The sequence below is a fragment of the Amycolatopsis sp. TNS106 genome, from assembly GCF_019330265.1.
GTDB lineage: Bacteria > Actinomycetota > Actinomycetes > Mycobacteriales > Pseudonocardiaceae > Amycolatopsis > Amycolatopsis lurida.
In genome coordinates, this window is the sequence record NZ_CP024972.1 from 8755333 (window position 1) to 8778054 (window position 22722).

Below are 22722 nucleotides of genomic sequence, written 5' to 3' on the forward strand. Positions count from 1 at the left end.
TCTCGAGTCGGCCGTCTGATCACGCGAGTTCGCCGTTCAAGCACGCGAGTTACGTCTCTGATCACGTGAGTCACGAGTTCGGCTCGGCCGGCACGCGTGATCAGGTGGCCGACTCGCGTGCTTGAACGGACGACTCGCGTGATGGGGCGGACAGGAAAGATCCCCTCCGGCGAAGGGGAGCCGGAGGGGATCGGGGGAGGGATCGGTGCGGCGGGGTCAGCCGTTGAACATCGTGGAGCGCAGCCGGGCCAGGTCGTCGAAGGACGAGAGGTCCGGCACCGTCCAGCCGTTCAGGTCGTACTCACCGAGACACTTCTCGGCGAACTCGCGGTATTCGTCGAGTTGCCCGCCCGCGCGCTGGCCGGCGAGCAGCTCGAGCCGGACCGACTCGTGGTTGCCCGAGTAGTTGCGTTCGTACAGTTCGTGCCTGCCGCCGAATTCGGTCCCGACGGCGTCCCAAAGCAGTTTCATCACCTTGACACGTTCCTCCGCGTCGGCGCCGTGCGAGCCGCGGAGGTACTTGTCGAGGTACGGCCGGATCTCGGGATTGCGGAAATCGTCCGTGGTGGAGTTGACGTAGATCAGCCCGCTCGCGACGTCCTGCTGGATGATCTCCTTGATCTTCGGATACGCGAGCTGCATGAACCACCGGTAGGCCTGGCCGTACTGGGGGTTGGGCAGCACCGCGCCGTTCTTCCACGGCACCGGATTGCGCGCGGCCGCGTCGGAGAGTCCCCAGAAAAGGTTGCGCCAGGCCAGAACCTCGCCCACGCGGGTCTGCACGCCGCGGAAGTTCAGCGTGCCGGTCAGTTCGAGGGCCTTGATCAGCAGCCCGACGATGAAGTCGAGTTTGACCGCGAACCGGGTGCAGCCGTGGAACGCGGCGCGCTCCATGAACCCCGACTGGCTGGAGAACACCTGGACCTTGCCGAGGTGGCCGTGGACGAAGACGTTCTCCCAGGGGATGAGCACCTTGTCCAGCACCATGAGCGTGTCGTTCTCGTCCATCCGCGACGAGAGCGGGTAGTCGAACGGGCTGCCCATCACCGCGGCCGACGCGCTGTAGGAAGGACGGCAGACCAGCTTCAGGCCGGGCGCGTTCATCGGCACGGTGGCCATGATGGCGAACTTGCGGTCCTTGATCGGCAGGCCCACGTGCGCGAGGAAGTTGTAGTGGGTGAGCGCGGACCCGGTCGCGACCACCTTGGCGCCGCTGACCACGACGCCGGCGTCGGTCTCCTTCTCGACATGGACGAAGACGTCGGCGACCTCGTCCGGCGGGCGGTCCCGGTCGACGGGCGGGTGCACCAGCGCGTGGTTCCAGTAGAGCACCTTCTCCTGCGATTCCCGGTACCACCGGCGCGCGTTGTCGGCGAAGGGTTCGTAGAAGTCGGCGTTGGCGCCGAGCGTGCCCAGGAACGAGGCCTTGAAGTCGGGGCTGCGGCCCATCCACCCGTAGGACGCCCTGGCCCAGGTCGCGATCGCCTGCTGATCGGCGACGAGGTCTTCGGCACTGTGCGGCGTGGTGAAGAACCGGTGCGTGTAGCCGTCGCCGGAGTCGGTCGGCCGGGTCAGCACGTCGTGCGTTTCCGGCGCGTGCAAGGAATCGTAGAGCCGGGCGATCATCCGCACGGGATTGTGGAACGCGGGATGGGCCGTCACGTCCTTGACCCGCTCGCCGTAGAGGTAGATCTCCCGGCCGTCCTGGAGGCTCTGGATGTACTCGTCCCCGGTGAAGGGCCGCGTGCCGGGCGCGGTCACAGCGAACCCAGCGTCGCGTCGGGGTTCGTGACGACCTTGCGCAGCACGGTCAGGTAGTCGGCCAGCAGATCCGACATCGTGTCCGCGGTGAACCGGTTGGTGTTGAACCCGAGACTGCCGACCGCGTCCGTGCCGGGGCCGAGGTGCAGCGTCCAGAGGATGCCGTCCGGGACGTCGGAGCCCGCCGGCTGCGACAACTCGCGGCGCCACAGCTTCGTGAACTTGAGGTCGCCCACCTCGACCGCTTTCATCATGTGCGGCGACCGAAGCGCCTGGAACGCGCCGACCTGACGGTGCTCGTCCATCGCCGGCACCATCAGCTGCGGTGCCTCCGCCATCAGGTGCATGAACGGGATGTCGTGCGAGTACGCCTCGACGCAGACCCGCCGGGTCAGCGCGATCGCGTCGCCGACCGTGGCGCAGTCCCGCAGATCCGTGCGCAGCGGCATGAAGTTGACGAACGAGCCGACGGTGTCGCGGAACCTGCTGTGCCCGCGGCCCGGCGTGAAGGTCGGGGTGACCACGTCGGTCACCCCGGTCAGCTTCCGGAGCAGGAGCTGGTGCGCGGTGAACAGGACCATGAACGGCGACGACTTCGTCTTGCTCGCCAGCTCCGTGGTCGCGGCGACGAGATCGGCGTCGATCCGGAACCGGTGCCACGCCGTCTCTTTCGGGATCCCGCTCGACCTCGGCAGGTCGGTGGGCAGCGTGGTGACCCCGGCGCCGTCCAGCGTCCTGCGCCAGTAGGCGCGCGCCTTGTCCGCCGCCGGGCTCGCCAGGTGCTCGCTTTCCCAGCGCGCGTAGTCCTGATACTGCAGGGTTTCCGGCAGCTCGGGCAGTTTGCCCGCGCTCCGGTCCCGGTAGCAGGCGCCGATGTCGCCCGCGATCCGGTCCATCGCCCACGCGTCGGCCGCGGTGTGGTGCGCGTTGAGCATCAGGACCGAGTCGTGCTCGCCGAACCGGCCGAGGACCGCTTGGACCAACGGGAGTTCGTTGACGTCGTTGCCCTCGGCCTCGACCTCGTTGAGCAGTTCTTCGATCTGCCGCTGCCGGTCCCCGGTGGGCGAAAGCTCACGCACCGTGAGGCGGGGTTGCGTCGGCGGCTGGATCGACTGGTGCGGTGGATCCTGATCACGGACGACCACCGTGCGCAGCGCCTCGTGCCGGGCGACGACGTCGTACAGCGCCCGGCGCAGCAGGTCGAGGTCGAGACTTCCCTCGACCTGCCACGCGCCGACGACGTGGTAGAGCGGGCCGAACGGTCCGTCGGTGGGACCCGCGTCGAACATGCGCAGGAATTCCTGGGCTGCGGTGAGCGGAATTCGGTCCGTGGGAGCGTCCGTGACGGACATGGCTGCACCTTTCCTTGGCGGCCGCGGTGGATGAGAATGCTTTTTCCGGACGTCAGGAACGGACCCAGCTCAGCCCGTCGTCCGAGGCACGGAGGCCACCGGGTTCGAGCGCCGCGCCTTCGCCGGACCTGGAACCGAGCAAAGCCCTGCCCTGCAGGCCGGCGCCCGCTTTGAGCATCCGGGTGAGGACCGTTCCGTTCGCGGCCCCGCCGGGCTTGTGCTCCACCGATTCGACGGTCGCGGCGAGGTCGTCGGCGGTGAGCCGGAGATCGTTCGAAGCGACGCCGCCCACCAGTTCCACGAAGGCCTCGACGTCGTTCGAAGCGCTTTCGGAGACCTTGCGCGCCTGCCAGAAGTAGGAGTCCTCGGACTTGTTCATGTCGTAGAACCCGATGAGGAACTCGTGGAAAAGGCCGTACTCGCGCCGGTATCGCTTTTCGAACTCGGCGAAGGCCGCGTCCTCGTCGACCGTTCCGGCGAGGCAGCCGTTGATCGACCGGGCCGCGAGCAGACCGCCGTAGGTGGCCAGGTGCACGCCGGAGGAGAACACGGGGTCGACGAAGCACGCCGAGTCGCCGACCAGCACCATGCCCGGGCCGGAGAAGCGGGAGTTGCAGTACGACCAGTCCTTGCGGACGCGGTACGAACCGTACGGTCCCTCGGTGATCCGCTTGGCGTCGCCGAGGATGTCCTTGATCCGCGGGCAGGCGTCGATGAACCGCCGCATCGCCTCGTCGGGGTCGCCCTGCACCAGTTCGGCGGAGTCCTGGTGGACCACGGCGCCGACGCTGGTCAGGTCCGGGCTCAGCGGGATGAACCAGAACCAGCCGTGCTCGAAGGCGACGCTGAAGATGTTGCCCGCGTTCGGCGCCGGAAGCCGCCCGGCGCCCTCGAAATAGGTGAAGAGCGCGAGGTTCCGGAAGAACGGCGAGTAGTGGCGTTCCGCCCCGGAGGCCTTGAAAAGACGGCTCGTGTTGCCCGAGGAGTCGACGACGTAGCGCGCGAACACCTCGTGCACCTTGCCGTCGGAATCCTTGTAGTGGACGCCGTGGACCCGGCCGGTCTCGTCGGTGATCGCCTTGACCACGGAGCTTTCCTCGCGGACCTCGACACCGTGCTTGCGCGCGTTGCGCAGCAGGATGTCGTCGAACTTCATCCGCTCGACCTGATACGCGAACGACGTCGGGCCGGGCATCTTGCTGGAGACCGCGAACTCGAAGGTCCACGGCTCCGGGCGCTTGCCCCATTTGAACGTGCCACCGCGTTTGACGGTGAAACCGGCTTCGGCGACTTCCTTCTCGACGCCGAGAATCGGGATCACGCCGTGGACCGTCGCGGGCAGCAGCGACTCGCCGATCTGGTAGCGGGGGAACTTTTCCTTCTCCAGCAGGAGAACCCGGTGTCCGGCCTTGCTCACGAGGGTGGACACGGTCGAACCGGCCGGCCCTCCTCCAACCACGATGACGTCGTACTGCGGCGAACTCACCGGTTCTCCACCTCTTTCCGTTCAGGGGACGGCCTGACCACCATCGTCGCTGGCGGTCAGCCCGGATCACGACTTCCTGATTGCCGATTGCGTTGGGAGGAAAGTCGAACGACACGGCCGCCGGTCTTGCGCAGGGTCCAGGTGGTCGTGAGTAGTAAGTGTCGTTCTAACGACACTTACCACTCACGACCACGGTGACTCAGGCCGCGGCGTTGAGGCCGAGTTGGTCGGCGGCGGCGCGGGCGGCGTCGATGTCGTCGTGTTCGAGGACCATGTGCGGGTCCTGCAGTTCGAACCAGCCGACGCCCGGTGCGCACCGGTCGTAACCCAGCAGCCGCCGCACCTCTTCCGGGTACGCCAGCACCTTTTCCTTCGGCACCGCGAGATACTGGTTCTCCTCCTGCCGCAGGCTGCCGAGGTCCAGCGAAAGCGTCAGCCCGGTGCGCGGCTTGTCGGTGTCGTTGCGGCCACCGCTGTGGTAGGTGCCGCCCTGGAAGATCAGGCCCGATCCCGCGGGCATCGCGGCGGGCACGCACTCGGCGTAGCGCGGGGCGCGGGTGTCGTCCCAGAGGTGGCTGCCCGGGATGACCAGCGTGGCGCCGTTCTCCGCGGTGAAGTCGCTCATCGCGAGCATGAGCTGCATCCGGATCACCGGGCCGGGATGCGGGCGCAGGTACAGGGTGTCCTCGCGGTGCAGCGGCTGCTTGCCCTGGCCGGGGTCGATCTGGATCGCCTGGCTGGCGCTGATCTGGATGCTCGGCGTCATCTCGATCTGCGACCGGCCGATCCAGATCGGCACGGGCTTCTGGATCAGGCGGCGGGACGCGCCGAGGTAGAGCGGCTGGGTCACGATCGGCGTCAGCCGCGTGGTGCGCGCGAACAGCGAGGAGATACGGCGCGTGCGGTGGCCGTCGTAGCCGACCTCGCAGTAGTCCGAGTCCTGCAGATCGGGGCCGAGGTCCTCCCACAATCCCGCCAGTGTCTCGGAATCCGCGAAGTTCTCGATGATGATCGCGCCGTCGCGTTCCATGATCTCGGTGACGTGATCGAGATCCGCGTCCGGACCCACGTGCTGCAGCTCAGCCATGTTCATCGCCTTTCTGGTGCCGGGAGTCGCCGCCGGTCGACTTTGCCGATGGCGTTGCGCGGGAGCCGTTCCCGCAGGACCGTGAACAGGATCGGCGGCATGTCCCGCCCGAGCCGTTCACGCAGTGCCGTCCGCCAAGCCCGCGGTGGCCGCCCGTCCGGTGCCGCGCCGGGCGCGGGCACCACATAGGCGACCAGCTGGGCCGCCAGGCCGTGGTGGTCGGTCTTGGCGACGACGGCGCATTCGACGATCGTCGCCTGCGCCGAAAGGGTCAGTTCGATGTCGGTGAGCTCGATGCGATGGCCCGCGACCTTGACCTGGTTGTCGCTGCGGCCGCGGAACTCCAGTGCGCCGTCGGCGCGGCGGCGGGCGAGGTCCCCCGTCCGGTAGGTGCGGATGCCTTCGTCGAGCCCGGATTCCGTGCGCAGCGGCCGGAAGGCGGCGTCCCGGTCGGCGGCGGCGCCGGTGTAGCCGGGGGAGACGTAGGGGCTCAGCACGACGATCTCGCCGGTGACGCCGTCGGGGCAGGGCCGGTCGTGCTCGTCGACGACGAGGATCCGCCGTCCGGGGATGGCCCGCCCGATCGGGACGGCCTCGGTGTCCGGCTCGGTGATCGGATGCCAGGTCGCCGCGATCGTCTCGGTCGGTCCGTAGAGGTTGACCAGCCGGGCGGCGGGCAGTGCCGCGCGGAGCCCGCGCACGAGGTCGCCGGACACGGCTTCGCCCATGAGCACGAACTGCCCGAGCGACGTCAGCCGGGCGGCGAGGTCGTGCTTTTCGATCGCGCGCACGATCTCGGCGGCGAAGCTGGGAATCGTCTGGAGATGCGTGATCCCGTTGTCTCCCAGCCATTCCGCCAGTTTCACCGGATGTGCCCGGACGCCCTCCGGGACCGGATGGACGGTTCCGCCCGCGACCAAGGTGGCGAAGAGTTCGATCAGCGCCGGGTCGTGTTCCGGGGTGACCCATTGCGCGACCCGGGAGCCCGGACCGATGCCGAACTCCGCGGCGAACCAGGTGGTGAACTGCGCGAACGCGGCGTGCGTCTGCGGTACGCCCTTGGGCACGCCGGTCGACCCGGAGGTGTGCGCGACGTAGGCCCGCCCGGATGGTTCCACTGTGGATGGTGCGGCGAGCCCTTCGGTGCCGAGCCCGCCGGCGTCGACGAGCTTGCCGCCGCACTCGTCCCGGTACCACGACGCCAGCGCGTCGTCCGCGCCGTCGCCGTCGATCAGCAGGTACGCCGGGCGGAGATCGCCGAGGATCACCCGGCCCCGCTCGCCGAGGTCGCCGGTGCCGAGCCAGGACAGGTGCGCGCCGGCGCCGAGCACGCCGAGCAGCGCCGCGATCCGCGTCTCCCCCTGCGGCAGGCGGACCGCGACCGCTTCGTCGGTGCCGCCGAGGGCGGCGGTCACCGCGTCGGCGCGGTCCACCAGTTCCTGATAGGACAGATTCCCGCCCTCCCAGTGGATCGCCGCGGCCGCCGGGGTCCGGTCGGCGTGGGCGCGGACGAGCTCGTGGACCAGTTCGGACACCATTTCGCCCGCTCTCAGCCGATCGAAAGGGAACTAGGGGTACGCGGCACGTCGCAGTCGGCGTTGTAGTCGTCGAGCAGCCGTTGTGCCTCTTCGGTGGCCTGCCGGAACCGTTCGGCCGGAACGGCGTCCCGGACGAGCACGTCCTCCAGCGCCTGCGTCATCGCCGCGTTCACCCCGGCCGACGGGCCGATGATCGGTCCTCGTGCGGCGGCCGAGCCGTCGCCGGCCCGGAGCTGCTCGGTGCCCGCGCGCTGGTACGGGTGTTCGGTGAACCAGCCTTCGTCCGCCAGCAGGAAGTCCGCGGTCTCGGTGACCGGCACGAAACCGTGCGCGCGATGCCAGGCGGCGGCGTTGACCGGATTGGCGAGATACTGCAGGAAGGCCAGCGCGCCGTCCCGGGTGACCGGGTCGATGTCCCTGGCGAGCCACAGGGAATCACCCGAGACCGGATTCCCGGCGTAAGGCGCGTTTTCGTTGCGCGGCATCGGGCCGACGCCGACCTCGAAGCCCTGGTCGCGTCCCGTCCGCACGAGATCCCACGCCGCCTTCGACGAATCGACGACGAACGCCGTCCGGCCGCTCGCGAACGCCTGGAAGTTCCCCATCCAGTCGCCCTGGGTCCCGGTGTAGTGATAGAGCCCGTCCTTGTGCAGGCGGCGGCACCAGTCCACCCACGCCAGCATCTCCGGTGAGTCCAGTCCGACCCGGCTCGCGCGGCCGTCGCGGCCGTTCCCGTTGTCGGCGAACACCCCGCCCTGGGCGGAGACGGCCTGCTGCATCAGCCAGCCGTGGATCGGCCAGGTGATCGAACCGGGGCCGATCTTCTGGCAGGCGGCCGCGATTTCGGCCCAGGTGCGCGGAATCTCCGTGATGCCCGCCGCGCGCAAGAGATCCATGTTGGCGTACAACAGGAAAGTGGTCACGCTGAACGGCTGGGACACGAGTTCCCCGCCGCTCCCGGTGTAGGCATCGCGCAAGGCCGGTTCGAGGTCGTTCAGCACGACCGGTTCGCCGAGGATCTCCTCGCGTCCGGCGACCGCGCGCTCCACCGAGGTGAACATCGGCAGGCCATCCCGGTCGAGCGTGTCGAGGGCGAGCCTGCTCGCGCTGGCGTAATAGCCGGCCACGTCGGGTGGTTCGGCGGCGCGGGCGACCTCCTCCGCCATCGCGGGGAAGGGATGCCCGGTCACCTCGATCAGGTAGTCCGGGTGCGCCCGGCCGAATTCCTCGGCTCGATCCCGGACGGGATCGAGGAACGGCCTGCCGTCGTAGGTCTGGAACGGGTAGTCCGCGAACCAGACGCGCACGACGACGCGGCCGTCCGGCGTTCTGCGGATCGGGCGCATGTATCCCTCCAAGTGCGATTACGCTGCCGCTCCAGCACATACGTTCTCACCTGTTCGGGGCTACTTTTCCTTTGCGGACCAGGCCGGACGGAGCCGCAAGTCTGAAGGTGCGGGCGGCCGGACGACGCGCCCATAGTGGGGGAGTGACTATGGATACAGCTGCCCCCCGAGCCGCCGGGCGCCGCGAGTGGATAGGCCTCGCCGTCCTGGCCTTGCCGACCATGCTCGTTTCGCTGGACATCAGCGTCCTCTTCCTCGCGCTCCCGCATCTGGCCGCCGATCTCGGCGCCAGCGCCACGGAACAGCTGTGGATCACCGACATCTACGGCTTCCTGATCGCGGGTTTCCTGGTCACCATGGGCACGCTCGGTGACCGCATCGGCAGGCGCAAGCTCCTGCTGATCGGCGCGACCGGGTTCGGTGCCGCGTCGGTGCTCGCCGCCTTCTCCGGCAGCCCCGAGATGCTGATCGTGTCCAGGGCGATCCTCGGTTTCGCCGGCGCGACCCTGCTGCCGTCGACGCTGGCCTTGATCAGCACGATGTTCCAGGTGCCGCGGCAGATGGGCGTCGCGATGGCCATCTGGGGGACGGCCTTCATGGCGGGCGTCGCGCTCGGCCCGGTCGTCGGCGGCATCCTGCTTTCGGTCTTCTGGTGGGGTTCGGTGTTCCTGATGGCCGTGCCGCTGCTGGCGATCCTGCTGATCTCCGGACCGCTGCTGCTGCCGGAAAGCCGCGCACCGGAGTCGGGACGGATCGACCTCGGCAGCGTGGCGCTGTCCCTGCTGGCGATCCTGCCGCTGGTTTACGGCCTGAAGGAGCTGACCAGGACGGGCGCAGGTGTCGTGCTGCCGATCGTCGCCATCGTCATCGGCGCGACCGCCGCGACCCTGTTCGTGCTCCGCCAGCGCAGGCTCGAAGATCCCTTGCTGGATCTCAAACTCTTCCGCAACCGCCAGCTGAGCGCGGCGGTGCTGATCGGGCTGATCGTGGGCGCCGTCCAGAGCGGCACCGGGCTGTACATCGCGCTGTATCTGCAGACCGTCGAGGGATTCGGACCCTTGCAGGCCGGGCTGTGGCTGCTCGTCCCGAACGCGGCGCTCGTCATCGGCATCAACGTCTCGCCGAAGCTCGCCCAGCGCTTCCGGCCGGGCTACGTGCTCGCCGCCGGGCTCGCGGTCTCGGCGGTGGGACAGTTCCTGCTGACCCAAGTGGACAGTGCCGACGGGCTGGCGCTGCTCGTGATCGGCGTGAGCGTCGGCTACCTCGGTGTCGGGCCGGCTTCCGCGCTCTTGAACCACCTCGTGATGGATTCGACCCCGCCGGAGAAGGCGGGTTCCGCGGCATCGCTTTCGGCCACCGGTGGCGAATTGGGTGTCGCGGGCGGGATCGCCGTGTTCGGCAGCATCGGCGCGGCCGTGTACGGCAGCACCCTGCTCATCCCGGACGGCGTTCCCGCGCCGGCCGCGGGTGCGGCGGAAGAAAGCATCAGCGGTGCCGTCACCGTCGCGGGCGAGCTCGAGCCCGCCGTCGGGGCTTCGCTGCTCGATTCCGCGCGAGAAGCCTTTACCAGCGGCCTGACGACCATCGCCGGGCTGAGTGTTTTCCTCTTCCTCGCGCTGGGGGCGCTCGCCGCCTTCCTGCTTCGGAACGTCCGGCCCGTCGACCACGAAGAGGCGGGGACCGAAGCGGGGGACGAGGTGGAGGCGGGCCAGTCGCCCGACTCGGTGCCGACCCGCGGCTGAGCCGACGGCGACAGCACGACCAAGTGGGCACGGTATCGCGGGTGAAGTCTGCCCGGACCAAGGAACGGCCGGTCGAACGGCCAAGGGTGGAGGCGAATCCGGATGGGGCAACTGATCGGAGACCGGGCCGTCGTGCTCGGCGCTGGCATGGCTGGACTGCTGACGGCGCGGGTGCTGTCGGAGTCCTACCGGAGTGTCGTCATCGTCGACCGGGACGACGTCGAGGGAGTCGAAGGGGCACGCCGCGGTGTGCCCCAGGGGCGGCACGCGCACGCGTTGCTCGCCAAGGGACAGCAGATCCTGCAGGAGCTCTTTCCCGGCCTGGACGGGGAACTGGCCGCGTCCAACGTGCCCGCCGGTGACCTCGCGGGTGATCTCCGGTGGTACTTCAACGGGCAGCGGCTGGCGCCGGCGCGGTCCGGGCTGATGAGCGTCTCGTCGACCCGTCCGGTGCTGGAGTCCCACGTGCGTACCCGGGTCGCGGCGCTGCCCCAGGTCAGCTTCAAGACGCCGTTCGCCGTGCGCGGCCTGCGCACCGGCGGCCAGGGGCGGATCATCGGGGTGACGATCGCCGGCGATGACGGCGAGATCGAGGAACTCGCCGCCGACCTCGTGGTGGACGCGACCGGCCGCGGCTCACGGTCGCCGGTCTGGTTGAAGGAACTGGGTTTCGCCCCGCCCGAAGAGGATCGCATCGTCATCAACCTCGCGTACACGACCCGGCGGTTCCTGCTGAACTCCGATCCGTACGGCGCGGACCTTTCCATCAACCCGGTGGCCTCGCTCGACAATCCGCGTGGCGGGTTCTTCCCGAAGCTCCACGACGGCAGCTCGATGCTGTCGCTGACCGGGATGCTCGGCGACCACCCGCCCACCGACCCCGAAGGGTTCCTCGCCTTCGCGAAAACCCTTGCCGCGCCTGAGATCTACGAAGCCGTCAAGCACGCGGAACCGCTGGACGACCCGGTCACCTTCAAGTACCCGGCCAGCGTGCGACGCCGCTACGAACGGCTGGTCGAGTTCCCGCGCGGGTTCCTGGTGATCGGCGACGGCGTGTGCAGCTTCAACCCCGTTTACGGGCAGGGGATGACGGTCGCCGCGCTGGAGGCGACGGTGCTGCGGGAGCAGCTCGGCCAGGGGATCGAGCCGGACGCGATCCAGTTCTTCCGCGCGATCGCGCCGCTGATCGACTCCCCGTGGGACATCTCGGCGGGCGGTGACCTCAACTTCCCCGGTGTGGAAGGACCGCGCACGCTGAAGGTCCGCATGGGCAACGCGTTCATGGGCAAGCTGCACACCGCGGCGACGCGCGATCCCCGGGTCACCGAGGCCTTCTTCCGGGTCGCCGGTCTGGTGGATCCGCCGCAGGCGCTGATGCGCCCGTCGATGATCCTCCGTGTCCTTCGCAATTCCAAGCCGGCCGCCGATACCGGGCGGTCGCCCGTCTCCGAGCAGGTACACGTCGAAAGTGGGAGCAGAAATGACCAGTGAGAACGTCAGCGCAGCCGGTCGGATCGAGGCGATCTGGAAGGACGTGCTGGACGTCCAGGAGATCCGCCAGGAGGACACGTTCTTCGAATTGGGCGGGCAGTCGGTCACCGCGGTCTTCGTCGTCGAGCGGATCGAGGCGGAGTTCGGTGTCTCCCTCGACATCGGCGATCTCTTCGAGGACCCGGATCTCGCCACGTTCACCCAGGACGTGCTTTCCCGCAGCCGTAAAGCGGCGTGACGGCATGCCGCTGCGAAGGCTGCCCAACGGGTGGGAAATCGCGCAGGTCGATCCGGGCGAGGCCGCGTTCCTCTACCGGGAGATCTTCGTCGAGCGGTCCTATCTCCGTGACGGGTTCCCGAATCCCACGCCGGAAGTGATCTTCGACATCGGGGCCAACATCGGCATGGCTTCGATGTTCTTCGCGGAGACCTTCCCGGACGCGTTCATCGTCGCGGCGGAGCCCGCGCCGGAGCCGTTCGCCGCGCTGACGGAGAACTTCCGCAGGCACGTGCGCGGCGGGGTCACGCACAACGTCGCGCTGGCCGACCGGGAGGGCACGCGGCGGCTCGGCTACTACCCGAACGCCACGGCCGAGTCGGGGTTCTACGCCGACCAGGACAGCGAGACGGAACTCGCGCGCCGTCTCCTGGTGGAGCGGGGGCTTTCCCCGGCTCAGGCCGAGGCGGTCGCCGAGTCCCGGCACAAGCTGTCCTACATCGACTGCCGGACGACCACGGTGTCCGCGCTGATCCGCGAGCACGCGGTCGACCACGTCGATCTGCTGAAGATCGACGTGGAGAAGAGCGAGATCGAAGTACTGGCGGGGATCGAGGAGCCGGACTGGGGCCGCATCCGCAACGTCGTCATGGAGATCCACGACTTCGACGATCGGCTGCATCAGGTCCTGACCCTGTTGAAGGAACGCGGTTTCACCTGCGAGACGGAGCAGGAGACCGAGCTTTCGGCGTCCGACATCTTCATGATCTACGCGACGAAACCGGTCTGAGTCTCCGCCGCAAACGTGGAGACGTCCCGACGGGTGCTCCTGTCCGAGGATAGAGCAGGAATGCTTGTGCGACAACAGTTCTGACACGGAAAGGGAACACGATGCGGGTGATGTTCTGCGTTTTCCCCGCACCGGCGCATTTCCTGCCGCTGGTCTCCTACGCCTGGGCGCTCCAGGCGGCGGGACACGAGGTGCGCATCGCCGCACCGTCGGGGCAGGACACCGGGATCACCTCGGTCGATTTCGACCGGGTGGTCACGGCCACCGGGTTGATCCCGGCGGTGTGCGGGGAGCCGGAGCCGCTCGCGGTGCACGACCGCGGCCATCCGGGCTGGCTTGACCTGCTGCCGACCGAGGCGGAGACCGAGCGGTTCTCCGAGGTGCTCGACCTCGACGCCGCCGGCCTCCACGTCTGGGAGATGTTCCACTGCTTCCAGGTGCTCGCGGCTCGTGACTACCATCCGCCGAAGCCCCGGCAGGACGTGCTGGCGCTGGTGGACTTCGCCGTCGAGTGGCGGCCGGATCTGGTGCTGTGGGATCCGTGGCTCCCGGGCGGTGCCGTGGCGGCGCGGGTTTCCGGCGCGGCGCACGCACGGGTGCTGAACGCCCCCGACTACTCCGGTTTCGTGCTCGACCGGATCGCGCGGAGGCGGGCCGAAGGCGTCGACGTGCCGGAGGATCCGCTGACCGCGACCGTCCGGCCGCTCGCCGAGCACTTCGGCCTCACCCTGGACGAGGAGCTGCTGCTCGGCCAGTGGACGGTCGATCCCTTCCCCGACGGCCTGCGGCTGCCGAGCCGGGTCCCGTCGGTGTCGGTGCGCAACGTGCCGTTCAACGGCGCGGCGCCGGCGCCGGACTGGCTGCACACTCCTTCCGATCGGCCGAGGATCGGCCTGTCGCTGGGGGTTTCGGTCCGCAAGTTCATGAAGGGCGACTGGGGCCGGACGGCGAAGCTGCTCGACGCCGTCGCCGATCTCGACGTCGACGTGATCGCCACCCTCGACAAGAACCAGCTCGCCGACCGCCCGGCAGGCGTGCCGTCGAACGTCCGCACCGTGGACTACATCCCGCTCAACCAGTTGCTGCCGACCTGTGCCGCGCTGATCCATCACGGCTCGACCGGCACCTTCGCCTCGGCGACGGCGTTCGGGGTGCCGCAACTGATCTGCGACACCGACGAGCCCGTCCGGTGCTACGGGAAGCCCACCGAAGACGGGATCGAATGGCGGTTCGACTGCCAGAAGCAGCTCACCGCCACCGAGACCGCCGAGGTGGTCACCCGGCACGGCGCCGGTTTTCGCATCGATCACCAGAAGCAGAGCGCGGAGGAGATCCGGGATCGCGTCCGCCGCGTGATCGAGGAGCCGTCCCACGCCGAAGGCGCGGCGGCTCTGCGGCGGGGCTGGCTGGCCACGCCCGGGCCGACGGAGATCGTCGGTGTCCTGGAACGGCTGACCGCCGAGAACCGCGCCTGAGACGAGAGGAAGCGACATGAGGATCCTGGTGACCGGAGGGGCCGGATTCATCGGCTCGGAGTTCGTCCGCGCGGCGTTGCGCGGCGAACTGCCGGGGCTTTCCGAGGCCGAGATCACCGTCTTCGACAAACTGACCTATTCGGGGAATCTGGCCAATCTCGCTCCGGTCGCCGAAGCGGCGGGATACCGGTTCGTCCGCGGGGACACCGCCGATCCGCACGCGGTGGATGAAATCGTCGCCGGGCACGACGCCATCGTGCACTTCGCCGCCGAGACCCACGTCGACCGTTCGATCGTGAGCGCGGCGCAGTTCGTGCAGACCAACGTCGCCGGGACCCAGCTGCTGCTGGAGGCCGCGCAGCGGCACGGCGTCGGCCGGTTCGTGCACGTCTCGACCGACGAGGTCTACGGCTCGATCGACTCGGGCTCGTGGACCGAGCAGTCACCGCTGGACCCGAATGTCCCTTACGCCGCCGCGAAAGCCGGTTCGGATCTGCTGGCGCTGGCGTTCCACCGCACCCGCGGGCTGGACGTCATCGTCACCCGGTGCACGAACAACTACGGGCATTACCAGTATCCAGAGAAGGTGATCCCGTTGTTCATCACCAATCTCCTCGACGGGAAGTCCATCCCACTCTACGGCGACGGGCGCAACGTCCGTGACTGGCTGCACGTCTCGGACCACTGCCGCGCGCTCGCGATGGTGCTGAACAGCGGTCGCGCCGGCGAGGTCTACCACATCGGCGGCGGTACCGAACTCGACAACAACGGTCTGGTCGAGCGGCTGCTCGAGGCCTGTGGCGCGGGCTGGGACCGGGTGCGGCACGTGCCGGACCGGCTCGGGCACGACCGCCGCTATTCCTTGGACATCACCAAGATCCGCGACGAACTCGGCTACGAGCCGCGGGTCCGGTTCGAGAACGGCCTCGCGACGACGATCGAGTGGTACCGCGACAACCGGAGCTGGTGGGAGCCGCTGAAGGCCGACGCCACCGTCACCAGGGCGGCGTGATGGAGCCGAAGATGATCAACGTCTTCCAGCCGTCGCTGGGGGACGACGAACTGGCCGCCGTCGGCGAGGTGTTCAAGACCTCCTGGATCGGGCGCGGTAGCAAGGTCGCGGAGTTCGAAGAGGCTTGGGCGGCGCACCTCGGCGTCGGACGCTCGCACGTCACTTCGACGAATTCGTGTACCGAGGCGACCTTCCTCGCGATGGAACTGTTCGGCATCGGTCCCGGCGACGAAGTGGTGCTGCCGACGGTGAACTTCGTCGGCGCGGCCAACGCCGTCGCCGCGCACGGTGCCCGGCCGGTCTTCTGCGACGTCGATCCCGAGCTGCTGAACCCGACGGTCGAGGACATCGAACGCTGCCTGACCCCGAAGACCCGCGGCGTCCTGCTGCTGCACTACGGCGGACGGCCGGGGCACATCGTGGAGATCGCGAAGCTGTGCCAGGAACGCGGAATCTGGCTCATGGAGGACGCGGCCAACGCGCAATCGTCCTCTGTGGACGGTAAGGCGGTCGGGACCTTCGGCGACATCTCGGCGTGGAGCTTCGACTGGGGCAAGATCGCCGTCGCGCTGGACGGCGGGATCCTGTACGCGAAGGACCCCGCGGTCACGGCCGAGGCGGCGAAACGCGCGTACCTGGGAATGGCGCAGTCGAGCGGTTTCTCCGAGGCGCACCGGACACAGACGCGGTGGTGGGAGTTCGAGGTCTCCTCGTTCTCCCGGCGGTCGATCATGAACGACGTCCAGGCGGCCGTCGGAACCACGCAGCTCGCCAAGCTCCGCGACTTCGTCAAACGGCGACGGCTGATCGCGGAATTCTACGATTCCGCGTTCGCCGAGGTGCCGGGGCTCCGCACCCCGCCGCCGCTGCCGGACGGGCACGAGAGCTCGTACTACATCTACTGGGTGCAGATGGATCCGGCGATCCGCGACGCCGTGGCGCGGCAACTGTTCGACGAGGGGATCTACACCACGTTCCGCTATCAGTTGCTGCACAAGGTCGACGCCTATGGTTCGGACGCCGAACTGCCCTCGGCCGAGAAGGCCGCGGCCTCGACCCTGTGCCTGCCGATCCACCAGGCGCTGAGCGACAGCGATATCGGGCGGGTCGTCGACACGCTCGCACGGGCCGTGCGGGACCGGACTCACGGCTGACCCGATCCGAGAACAGGGAGCGAACATGACATACGGGCACGATCACGTCGAACTGTACGACCTGGTTTTCCGCAGCCGGGGCAAGGATTTCGGGGCCGAGGCCGAGGAACTGGCCGCGCTGATCCGTGACCGCAAGCCGGGCGCCGCGACGCTGCTCGACGTGGCCTGCGGGACCGGTGCCCACCTCGAACGGCTCGCCGGGCTGTTCGACGAGGTCGAAGGGGTGGAGATCGCGCCGGCGATGCGGGAGTTCGCGCAGCTGCGGTTGCCGGACATCGACATCCACCCCGGTGACATGCGGGACTTCGACCTCGGGAAGAAGTACGACTCGCTGATCTGCATCGGCAACGCGGTCGCCTGCATGCTGTCGAGCCACGACCTGGACAAGGCCGTCGCGCGGATGGCGGAGCACCTCGACCACGGCGGCGTGCTCGTGGTCGAACCCTGGTGGTTCCCGGAGAACTTCATCGACGGCTACGTCGGCGGGCACGTGGTGCGCGAGGACCGCCGGGTCGTCTCGCGGCTGACCAGGTCGGTGCGCGAGGGACTGACCACGCGGATGGAGATCCGGTTCACCGTCTCGGAACCCGAAGGCATGCGGGCCTGGACCGACGAGCTGGTGACCAGCCTGTTCACGCGCGAGGAGTACGAACTCGCCTTCGAACGGGCCGGCTGCACGGTCGAGTTCCTCTCCGACCCGCTCCAGCTGTCCGACGGCCGGGCCAACGCGCCGGGGCTGTTCGTCGGCGTGCGCAAGTAAACAGGGCTTCGCGACGGGCGTCGCGAAAGCCACTTTCGGGACGTCAGATGTCGCGAAAGTGGCTTTCGCGACACACCACGAACCCCAGCCCCGCGAAGCCCGGGGTGAAGGGGGCTTCCCCCGCGTCGGATGCGGGGAAAGCCCCTTCACCCCGCCCGCCAACCCCATTCGCCCCGGCCGCGCCCGACGCGCGACCGGGGCGAAACCGTGTCCTGACAAGGAAAAACTCACGCAACGCTAGAGAAGACCCATGACGAGTCCCGGTGCGACCGTAGTGGTGAGGGCGCCGGAGAGACCAGGCGGCGACACCGCGGCGACCATGCGGGACCCGAGCGACGAAAGGTGAACACAAGTGACGACAGCAGAGACTGCGGTGCCTGTGCAGATCGACGGGGAGACGCTCGACATCCCGGGTGTGCGCAAGATCGCCGAGGACGGCAGCCCGGTCGAGGTCACGTCGGAGGCACTGGCCAAGGCGACCAAGAGCCGCCGCGTTTTCGAGGACATCGCCCGCCAGGACATCCCGATCTACGGGGTGACCACCGGCTACGGCGAGATGATCTACATGCTGGTCTCCACGGCCAAGGAGACCGAGCTGCAGACCAACCTGGTCCGCAGCCACAGCGCGGGTGTCGGTCCGCTGTTCGCGGAGGACGAGTCCCGCGCCATCGTCACGGCGCGCCTGAACGCGCTGGCCCGCGGCTACTCCGCGGTCCGCCCCGAGGTGCTGGAGCGGCTCGCCCTGTACCTGAACGAGGGCATCGTCCCCGCCATCCCGGAGATCGGCTCGCTGGGCGCGAGCGGTGACCTGGCGCCGCTTTCGCATGTGGCGACCACCCTGATCGGCGAGGGTTACGTGCTCGGCCCGAACGGCAAGGTCCCCACCGGCCGGGTGCTGCGCGAGCGCGGTATCGAGCCGCTGAGCCTGAAGTTCAAGGAAGGCCTCGCGCTGATCAACGGCACGTCGGCGATGACCGGGGTCGGCTCGCTCGTCCTCGACCGCGCCTTCGCGCAGCTGCGCCAGGCCGAGATCGTGACGGCGCTGATCGTGGAGGCGCTGCAGGGGTCGAAGAGCCCGTTCCTCGCCGAGGGACACGACCTGGCCCGCCCGCACCCCGGCCAGATCGACACCGCGGCCAACATGCGCGCGCTGACCAGCGGCAGCAAGCTGACCGTCGAGCACGCCCGACTGCGCGACCAGGTCGCCGCCGGCGCGGACGAGACCGGTGACGGGGTCGCCCGCACCCAGGTGTACCTCCAGAAGGCGTACTCGCTGCGGGCCATCCCGCAGGTGCTGGGCGCGGTGCGCAGCACGCTGAACCACGCCGCGGACACCGTGCGCGTCGAGCTGAACTCCTCGAACGACAACCCGTTGTTCTTCGAGGGCCAGGAGATCTTCCACGGCGCGAACTTCCACGGCCAGCCGGTCGCGTTCGTCATGGACTACACGACGATCGCGCTGACCCAGCTCGGCGTGCTCTCCGAGCGGCGGACCAACCGGGTGCTCAACCGGCACCTCAACTACGGTCTGCCGGAGTTCCTGGTGGCCGGCGACCCCGGCCTCAACAGCGGTTTCGCCGGCGCGCAGTACCCGGCGACGGCGCTGGTGGCGGAGAACCGCACGATCGCCCCGGCCAGCACGCAGAGCGTGCCGTCCAACGGCGACAACCAGGACGTGGTCAGCATGGGCCTGATCGCCACCCGCAACGCGCGCCGCGTGCTGGCCAACAACCAGTACATCCTGGCCGTGGAGTTCCTGGCGGCCGCGCAGGCGGTCGACATCTCCGGACGGCGTGACGGGCTCAGCCCGGCTTCGCTGGCCACCTACGAGAAGGTGCGCGAGCTGGTGCCGACCTTGGACCAGGATCGCTACATGGCCGACGACATCGAGGCCGTCGCCGCCGCGCTGGCGCGGGGCGAGTTCCTCGAAGCGGTCGAGTCCGCGGGCGTCGAACTGCGCTGAGGCGCGGCATCGGGGCACGACCGGAGTGGCCGGAGGCGGACCGCGGGGGCAGAATCGCCGCCATGGCGCTGCCCTTCGGACCTCCGGTCGCCCCGATGCTCGCGAGGCCGCTGACCGCGATCCCCGAGGGCTGTTTCTACGAGCCCAAATGGGACGGCTACCGCACGATCGTGTTCCGCGACGGGGACGACGTGGAGATCGGCAGCCGGGGCGAGCGGCCGATGACCCGGTACTTCCCCGATCTCGTCGAGGCCGCGCGCCGTCAGCTACCCGAGCGGTGTGTGGTCGACGGCGAGGCGGTCGTGTTCGCCGAGGACGGGCAGGGGCTGGACTTTTTCGCGCTGCAGCAACGGGTTCATCCGGCGGCCAGCCGCGTGAAGCAGCTCAGCGAGGACACGCCGGTGTCCTTCGTGGCCTTCGATCTGCTCGCCCTCGGCGACACCGACCTCCGTGAAGAACCGTTCGAAATCCGCCGAGCCCGGCTGGAAGAGGCGCTCGCCGGCGCGGGGCCGCCGGTCCACGTGACTCCGGCGACCAGGGACATCGACCAGGCACGCCGGTGGTTCGCCGAATTCGAAGGCGCCGGTATCGACGGCATCATCGCGAAGGACCCGGATCAGCCTTATCTGCCCGGCAAACGGGTACAGGCCAAGATCAAGCACGTCCGCACCGCGGACTGTGTCGTCGCCGGCTACCGAGTGCACAAATCGGGCTCGGACCGAATCGGTTCGCTGCTGCTGGCGTTGTACGACGACATCGGCGCCTGGGCGGGTTTCGAACAGTGGGTGACCCTCGTCGACGGCCTGGCCCCGGTCGGCGTCTCGGCCGCGTTCAGCATGGCCCGGCGCGAGGAACTGTTCGAAGAACTCCAGCCGCTCGTCACGGATTTCGACCGGCATCCCTGGGGGTGGATGGCCGACACCATCGAGGAACGCAAACGACTCGGGCAGGGCGCGAGCCGGTGGAACCGCGAGAAGGACCCGACGTTCGTGCCGCTGCGGCCCGAACGAGTGGTGGAGGTCCGGTACGACTATCTCGAAGGCGTCCGGTTCCGGCATCCCGTCCAATTCGTCCGCTGGCGCCCGGACCGCGATCCGGAATCCTGCCGGTACTCGCAGCTGGAAAGGCCCGTCCGGATCGATCTCGATCGGGTGATCGGGGCGAATCGTCCGATACGGCACGAATAGAGAAGTCCCGAATCCCCGTTCGCGGCATAGTTGCCTGGCGACTATAAACTGGATTGGGGATAATAGTGAGTGGCACCAAACGAACGAACTCGTCCTCGGCCGGCGAGGAGATCCGCGTATCGGGCGCACGTGTCCACAACCTGAAGGACGTCACCCTGTCCGTGCCGACCGGGAAGATCACGGTCTTCACCGGTGTCTCCGGCTCCGGCAAGTCGTCCGTGGTGTTCGACACCATCGGTGTGGAGGCCCAGCGCCAGCTGTACAGCACGTTCCCCTGGTTCATCCGCAACCAGCTGCCGCGGTACGAGCGGCCCGCGGTGGACGCGGTGGAGCGGCTCGGTACGCCGGTGCTCGTCGACCAGAAACCCCTCGGTGGCAGCGCGCGCTCGACGGTCGGCACGATCACCGACATCCTTCCCGTGCTGCGCACCCTGTTCGCCCGGCACGCCGACCCCGAACACGGGCGGCCTTCGCAGTACTCGTTCAACAACCCGCAGGGCATGTGCCCGGACTGCGACGGGCTCGGCAAATCCGTGCGGCTCGACCTCGACCGGATGCTCGACACCTCCAAGTCCCTCAACGACGGCGCGGTGTTGTTCCCCGAATACAAGGTCGGTGGCCCGGACTTCCAGATCTGGGCGAACTCCGGGATGTACGACCCGGACAAGCCGCTCAAGCGGTTCACCAAGAAGGAAATGGAAGATTTCCTGCACGGCACCGGCGGAAAGGTCACGGTCAAGACCAAGAACACCTCCTTCGCCACGAACTACGAGGGTCTCGAAGACCGGTTCACCCGGCTCTACCTCAAGCGCGACATCAGCACGCTGAGCGAGCGCAAACGGGAGACCGTCAAGCAGTTCGTCACCGACGGCGAATGCGCCTCGTGCGGCGGCACCCGGCTCAACGCGGCCGCGCTGGCCACCAAGATCCAGCGCAAGAACATCGCCGAATGGGCCGCACTGCAGGTGGACGAGCTGATCGAACTGCTCGGGAAGCTCACCGGCGCGACGGTGAAGGCCATCGCGGACAACGCGCGGGTCGGCCTGGAGCGGATGGCCGCCATCGGTCTCGGCTACCTGACCCTCGACCGGCAGACCTCCACCCTCTCCGGTGGTGAGGCGCAGCGCCTGAAGCTGGTCCGTCACCTCGGCAGCGACCTGACCGGCATGCTCTACATCTTCGACGAGCCGAGCACCGGCCTGCACCCGCACGACGTCGGCAGGCTCACCGCGCTGCTGAAGGCGTTGAGCGACCGCGGGAACACCGTCCTCGTCGTCGAGCACGACCCGGACGTCATCGCGATCGCCGACCACGTCGTGGATCTCGGTCCCGGCGCGGGTGTGCACGGTGGCGAGGTCGTCTTCGAGGGCACGGTCGCCGCGCTGCGCAAGTCGTCGACGGCCACCGGCAAGGCGCTGAGCGCGCCCACGAAGCTCAACACGACGCCGCGCACCCCCACGGGCAAGCTCCCGGTGAAGAAGGCCGCGCTGCACAACCTGAAGAACGTGTCGGTGGAGTTCCCGGCCGGCGTGCTCACCGTGGTCACCGGCGTCGCCGGATCCGGCAAGTCGACGCTCGTCGAGCAGGTCTTCCTCGCCGAGTACCCGGACGCGATCTTCGTGGACCAGAAGCCGATTTCGGCCTCGCTGCGGTCCACGCCGGCGACGTTCATCGGCGTGATGGACGGCATCCGGAAGCTGTTCGCCAAGGCGGGCAAGGTTTCGGAAGGCCTGTTCAGCTTCAACTCCAAGGGCGCCTGCGAGGAGTGCGAGGGCCGCGGGGTCATCATCACCGAACTCGCGTACATGGACCCGGTGACGAGCGAGTGCGAGAGCTGCGGCGGCCGCCGGTTCACCGACGCGGTGCTCGAACACGAGCTGCGCGGCAAGTCGATCGCCGACGTGCTGGAGATGCCGATCTCCGAAGCGGCCGAGTTCTTCACCGAGCCCGCGCTGGCGCCGAAGCTGAAGGCGCTGGTCGAGGTCGGCCTCGGCTATCTGAGCCTCGGCCAGTCGCTCAGCACGCTCTCCGGCGGTGAGCGCCAGCGGCTCAAGCTGGCGAACGAACTGCACCGCGAGGGTTCGGTGTTCGTGCTCGACGAGCCGACCACCGGTCTGCACCTGTCCGATGTGGACACGTTGATGGGGATTCTCGGTACGCTGGTCGAAAAGAACAACACGGTCATCGTGATCGAGCACAACCTCGACGTGATCCGCCAGGCCGACTGGATCATCGACCTCGGCCCGGAGGGCGGGACCGCCGGCGGCGAGATCGTCTTCACCGGCAAGCCCGCGGATCTGGTGAAGCACCGCACCTCGCTGACCGGACAGCACCTCAAGCGGCACTGCGGTTGATCGGAGG

General features: G+C 68.6%; 17 protein-coding genes. 11 read left to right on the plus strand and 6 right to left on the minus strand.

Annotated elements, in window-relative coordinates:
• Nucleotides 1-216 precede the first annotated feature (216 nt).
• The 6 genes from CVV72_RS40675 to CVV72_RS40700 form a co-directional block, all read right to left on the minus strand.
• On the minus strand, nucleotides 217-1761 hold the full coding sequence (locus CVV72_RS40675; RefSeq protein WP_219150067.1) for a 4-hydroxyphenylacetate 3-hydroxylase family protein: 1545 nt from the start codon (nucleotides 1759-1761) through the stop codon (nucleotides 217-219).
• Nucleotides 1758-3113: a condensation domain-containing protein gene (locus CVV72_RS40680; RefSeq protein ID WP_219150068.1), complete on the minus strand. Its 1356-nt coding sequence runs from the start codon at nucleotides 3111-3113 to the stop codon at nucleotides 1758-1760. Before CVV72_RS40680 ends, CVV72_RS40675 begins: the two co-directional genes overlap by 4 nt.
• Before the next feature lie 52 nt (nucleotides 3114-3165).
• Nucleotides 3166-4599: a tryptophan 7-halogenase gene (locus CVV72_RS40685; RefSeq protein ID WP_219150069.1), complete on the minus strand. Its 1434-nt coding sequence runs from the start codon at nucleotides 4597-4599 to the stop codon at nucleotides 3166-3168.
• Nucleotides 4600-4798: 199 nt separating this feature from the next.
• Nucleotides 4799-5686: a phytanoyl-CoA dioxygenase family protein gene (locus CVV72_RS40690; protein WP_219150070.1), complete on the minus strand. Its 888-nt coding sequence runs from the start codon at nucleotides 5684-5686 to the stop codon at nucleotides 4799-4801.
• Nucleotides 5687-5688: 2 nt separating this feature from the next.
• Entirely contained in the window at nucleotides 5689-7224 is a 1536-nt protein-coding gene (locus tag CVV72_RS40695) for an amino acid adenylation domain-containing protein (RefSeq protein WP_219150071.1), read from the minus strand.
• Between the two features lie 11 nt (nucleotides 7225-7235).
• Nucleotides 7236-8570: an extracellular solute-binding protein gene (locus CVV72_RS40700; protein ID WP_219150072.1), complete on the minus strand. Its 1335-nt coding sequence runs from the start codon at nucleotides 8568-8570 to the stop codon at nucleotides 7236-7238.
• Nucleotides 8571-8719: 149 nt separating this feature from the next.
• Between CVV72_RS40700 and CVV72_RS40705 the strand changes: the two genes are divergently transcribed.
• The 11 genes from CVV72_RS40705 to CVV72_RS40755 all read left to right on the plus strand — a co-directional run bounded on the left by CVV72_RS40705 (nucleotide 8720) and on the right by CVV72_RS40755 (nucleotide 22715).
• A complete protein-coding gene (locus CVV72_RS40705; RefSeq protein ID WP_219150073.1) occupies nucleotides 8720-10312 on the plus strand; it encodes an MFS transporter in 1593 nt (530 codons plus the stop codon).
• A 102-nt stretch (nucleotides 10313-10414) separates the two neighbouring features.
• Nucleotides 10415-11803, plus strand: a complete 1389-nt coding sequence (locus tag CVV72_RS40710) for an FAD-dependent monooxygenase (RefSeq protein WP_219150074.1) — start codon at nucleotides 10415-10417, stop codon at nucleotides 11801-11803.
• On the plus strand, nucleotides 11793-12041 hold the full coding sequence (locus CVV72_RS40715; RefSeq protein ID WP_034324473.1) for a phosphopantetheine-binding protein: 249 nt from the start codon (nucleotides 11793-11795) through the stop codon (nucleotides 12039-12041). Before CVV72_RS40710 ends, CVV72_RS40715 begins: the two co-directional genes overlap by 11 nt.
• Nucleotides 12042-12045: 4 nt before the next feature.
• The gene (locus CVV72_RS40720) at nucleotides 12046-12810 is read left to right on the plus strand and encodes an FkbM family methyltransferase (protein ID WP_219150075.1); all 765 of its coding nucleotides are present in this window, start codon (nucleotides 12046-12048) and stop codon (nucleotides 12808-12810) included.
• A 110-nt stretch (nucleotides 12811-12920) separates the two neighbouring features.
• A complete protein-coding gene (locus CVV72_RS40725) occupies nucleotides 12921-14285 on the plus strand; it encodes a nucleotide disphospho-sugar-binding domain-containing protein (RefSeq protein WP_219150076.1) in 1365 nt (454 codons plus the stop codon).
• 16 nt (nucleotides 14286-14301) lie between these two features.
• Complete coding sequence (gene rfbB, locus CVV72_RS40730) at nucleotides 14302-15297, plus strand: dTDP-glucose 4,6-dehydratase (RefSeq protein ID WP_219150077.1); 996 nt, start codon at nucleotides 14302-14304, stop codon at nucleotides 15295-15297.
• A gap of 11 nt (nucleotides 15298-15308) precedes the next feature.
• A complete protein-coding gene (locus tag CVV72_RS40735; protein ID WP_219150078.1) occupies nucleotides 15309-16451 on the plus strand; it encodes a DegT/DnrJ/EryC1/StrS family aminotransferase in 1143 nt (380 codons plus the stop codon).
• Between the two features lie 25 nt (nucleotides 16452-16476).
• Nucleotides 16477-17211 (plus strand): trans-aconitate 2-methyltransferase, encoded by a 735-nt coding sequence (locus CVV72_RS40740; RefSeq protein WP_034324463.1) that lies wholly within the window; start codon nucleotides 16477-16479, stop codon nucleotides 17209-17211.
• Between the two features lie 352 nt (nucleotides 17212-17563).
• Entirely contained in the window at nucleotides 17564-19174 is a 1611-nt protein-coding gene (gene cmdF / locus CVV72_RS40745; RefSeq protein ID WP_034321446.1) for a tyrosine 2,3-aminomutase, read from the plus strand.
• 62 nt (nucleotides 19175-19236) lie between these two features.
• Nucleotides 19237-20361 (plus strand): ATP-dependent DNA ligase, encoded by a 1125-nt coding sequence (locus CVV72_RS40750; RefSeq protein ID WP_219150079.1) that lies wholly within the window; start codon nucleotides 19237-19239, stop codon nucleotides 20359-20361.
• 65 nt (nucleotides 20362-20426) lie between these two features.
• On the plus strand, nucleotides 20427-22715 hold the full coding sequence (locus tag CVV72_RS40755; RefSeq protein WP_219150080.1) for an excinuclease ABC subunit UvrA: 2289 nt from the start codon (nucleotides 20427-20429) through the stop codon (nucleotides 22713-22715).
• Nucleotides 22716-22722: the final 7 nt, after the last annotated feature.

Bases quoted from the DNA above. Each gene is read 5' to 3' on its own strand.
- CVV72_RS40680 (WP_219150068.1), bottom strand. From the start codon at position 3,113: ATGTCCGTCACGGACGCTCCCACGGACCGAATTCCGCTCACCGCAGCC.
- CVV72_RS40690 (WP_219150070.1), bottom strand. From the start codon at position 5,686: ATGGCTGAGCTGCAGCACGTGGGTCCGGACGCGGATCTCGATCACGTC.
- CVV72_RS40695 (WP_219150071.1), bottom strand. From the start codon at position 7,224: ATGGTGTCCGAACTGGTCCACGAGCTCGTCCGCGCCCACGCCGACCGG.
- CVV72_RS40700 (WP_219150072.1), bottom strand. From the start codon at position 8,570: ATGCGCCCGATCCGCAGAACGCCGGACGGCCGCGTCGTCGTGCGCGTC.
- CVV72_RS40705 (WP_219150073.1), top strand. From the start codon at position 8,720: ATGGATACAGCTGCCCCCCGAGCCGCCGGGCGCCGCGAGTGGATAGGC.
- CVV72_RS40710 (WP_219150074.1), top strand. From the start codon at position 10,415: ATGGGGCAACTGATCGGAGACCGGGCCGTCGTGCTCGGCGCTGGCATG.
- CVV72_RS40715 (WP_034324473.1), top strand. From the start codon at position 11,793: ATGACCAGTGAGAACGTCAGCGCAGCCGGTCGGATCGAGGCGATCTGG.
- CVV72_RS40720 (WP_219150075.1), top strand. From the start codon at position 12,046: ATGCCGCTGCGAAGGCTGCCCAACGGGTGGGAAATCGCGCAGGTCGAT.
- CVV72_RS40725 (WP_219150076.1), top strand. From the start codon at position 12,921: ATGTTCTGCGTTTTCCCCGCACCGGCGCATTTCCTGCCGCTGGTCTCC.
- rfbB (WP_219150077.1), top strand. From the start codon at position 14,302: ATGAGGATCCTGGTGACCGGAGGGGCCGGATTCATCGGCTCGGAGTTC.
- CVV72_RS40735 (WP_219150078.1), top strand. From the start codon at position 15,309: ATGATCAACGTCTTCCAGCCGTCGCTGGGGGACGACGAACTGGCCGCC.
- CVV72_RS40740 (WP_034324463.1), top strand. From the start codon at position 16,477: ATGACATACGGGCACGATCACGTCGAACTGTACGACCTGGTTTTCCGC.
- CVV72_RS40750 (WP_219150079.1), top strand. From the start codon at position 19,237: ATGGCGCTGCCCTTCGGACCTCCGGTCGCCCCGATGCTCGCGAGGCCG.